Source organism: Pseudomonas sp. P5_A12, from assembly GCF_056400685.1.
The window spans coordinates 1-2,641 of the sequence record NZ_JBFUKU010000472.1 but is presented as its reverse complement, the minus strand read 5'-3'; the positions used below and the strand labels follow the sequence as shown (position 1 = coordinate 2,641).

The 2,641-nt window shown below is 58.4% G+C and carries 2 protein-coding genes; one reads left to right on the top strand and one right to left on the bottom strand.

The annotated features are described in order from the left end of the window. Positions 1-18 precede the first annotated feature (18 nt). A complete protein-coding gene (locus AC1DSG_RS30040; protein ID WP_477794118.1) occupies positions 19-981 on the bottom strand; it encodes a zinc-binding dehydrogenase in 963 nt (320 codons plus the stop codon). A 139-nt stretch (positions 982-1,120) separates the two neighbouring features. Here AC1DSG_RS30040 and AC1DSG_RS30035 point away from each other — a divergent pair. Then, a partial coding sequence (locus AC1DSG_RS30035) for a S41 family peptidase (RefSeq protein ID WP_477794117.1) occupies positions 1,121-2,641 on the top strand: 1,521 nt, incomplete at its 3' end.

The window sequence follows — 2,641 nt, the reverse complement described above, 5'->3', positions numbered from 1 at the left end:
TCCCACAGTTTTGTGTTGTCAGGTCAGGCTTTCGTCGATCACCAACACCAGTTTCCCCGCCACCGCATTGCTCGCCAGCTCCGCAAACGCCGCTTCGGCATCCTTGATCGGGAAAGTCCTGGCCAGTTGCGGGCTCAAGCGTCCCTCGGCAAACAACGGCCAGACATGCTGGCTCAGATCACTGAACAAATCCGCCTTGAACTGCTCGTCGCGGTTGCGCAAGGTCGAGCCCAGCAGTTGCACACGCTTGGCCAGCACCTGCGCCAGGTCCAGCTGCGCCTCACGGCCACCCATCAGGCCGATCAGCACCCAACGACCATCACGGGCCAGCAGCTTCAGATTCAGCGCGGCGTAGTTGCCGCCCACCGGATCGAGGATCACATCGAACGGAGCCAGATCATTCAAACTGTCCAGGTCCCCCTTGCGCACCACCCCACCCTGCGCTCCCAGTGCTTCACAGTACGCCAAACGCTCGGCGGACCCGACGCTGACCCAGCACGGGTTACCAAACGCCTTGCACAGCTGAATGGCAGCTGAACCAATTCCACTTGCTCCGGCGTGCAGAAGAACTTTCTCACCCGGCTTGAGCGCAGCGAGCTGAAATAAATTCAGCCAAACGGTCGCATACACTTCGGGCAACGCGGCCGCCTCGACCAAGGACAGACCGTCGGGAACCGGTAACACATGCCGTCCGTCGACAACTACCTCTTCGGCCATCCCACCCCCGGCCAGCAAGGCGCAAACCCGATCACCGACCTGCCACGAAGACCCCGCGCCCACCTCGCTGATCACCCCTGAACACTCAAGACCCAGTACTTGACTGGCTCCCGGCGGAGGTGGGTAGAGGCCCGCTTTCTGTAACAAATCGGCACGATTGAGTCCCGCTGCCGCCACTCGGATACGAACTTGTCCTACATCGCATGTAGGACTGGGCTCTTCGAGCCACTCCACTTGACCTTCAACGCCTTGCAATGCTTTCACAGTGCCTCCATAGTGAGTCTGGACTGAGCCCGTATCTGTAACGCCGGGCTTTCTTGCATTATGCGACCGGTTCTAGTGGATCCGGCGACTTCAAAGACGGCCTAATATGCGTGATCAATTGTCCCCGCGTCGAATCAGCATGAAGCATTTTTTCCCTGGCACCGCCCTTGCCCTCTTCATCGGTATCGGCCTGTTGCCGCTGTCGACCAATACGTTTGCCGCCAATAGCTGGGACAAGCTTCAGCCTGATCGTGACGAAGTAATCGCCAGTCTGAACGTTGTCGAATTGCTCAAGCGCCATCACTACAGCAAGCCGCCGCTCGATGACGCGCGCTCCGTGATTATCTACGACAGCTATCTCAAGCTGCTGGACCCTTCGCGCAGCTATTTCATGGCCAGCGACATTGCGGAATTCGACAAATGGAAAACCGAGTTTGACGATTTCCTCAAAAGCGGCGACCTGAACGCCGGGTTCACCATCTACAAGCGCTACCTGGACCGCGTCAAGGCGCGTCTGGACTTCGCCCTTGCCGAGTTGAACAAAGGCGTCGACAAGATCGACTTCACCGCCAAGGAAACCTTGCTGATCGACCGCAAGGACGCACCTTGGCTCAAATCCACCGCCGAACTCAACGACCTGTGGCGCAAACGCGTCAAGGACGAAGTCCTGCGGCAGAAAATCGCGGGCAAGGACTCCAAGCAGATTCAGGAAACCTTGATCAAGCGCTACAAGAACCAGTTGGCGCGCCTGGACCAGACCCGTGCGGAAGACATCTTCCAGGCGTACATCAACACCTTCGCCATGTCCTACGACCCGCATACCAACTATCTGTCGCCGGATAACGCGGAAAACTTCGACATCAACATGAGCCTGTCCCTGGAGGGCATCGGCGCCGTGTTGCAGAGCGATAACGACCAGGTAAAAGTCGTGCGTCTGGTGCCTGCCGGCCCGGCCGACAAGACTAAAATGGTTGCCCCTGCCGACAAGATCATCGGCGTTGCCCAGGGCAACAAAGAGATGGTCGACGTGGTCGGCTGGCGCCTGGACGAAGTGGTCAAACTGATCCGTGGTCCGAAAGGCACCATCGTGCGCCTGGAAGTCATTCCGGCCAGCAATGCGCCGAATGACCAGACCAGCAAAATCGTGCCAATCACCCGCGAAGCGGTGAAGCTTGAAGACCAGGCGGTGAAAAAGTCGGTCCTCAACCTGAAACAGGATGGCAAGGACTACAAGCTCGGCGTCATCGAGATTCCGGCCTTCTACCTCGACTTCAAGGCTTTCCGTGCCGGCGACCCGGACTACAAGAGCACCACGCGCGACGTCAAGAAACTGCTGACCGAGTTGCAGAAAGACAAGGTCGACGGCGTGGTCATCGACTTGCGCAACAACGGCGGCGGTTCCTTGCAGGAAGCTACCGAGCTCACCAGCCTGTTCATCGACAAGGGTCCTACGGTTCTGGTGCGTAACGCCGATGGCCGGGTCGATGTACTGGAAGATGAAAACCCGGGCGCCTTCTACAAAGGCCCGATGGTGTTGCTGGTCAACCGCTTGTCCGCCTCGGCTTCAGAGATTTTTGCCGGTGCTATGCAGGATTACCACCGCGCGTTGATCATCGGCGGCCAGACCTTCGGTAAAGGCACCGTACAAACCATTCAGCGC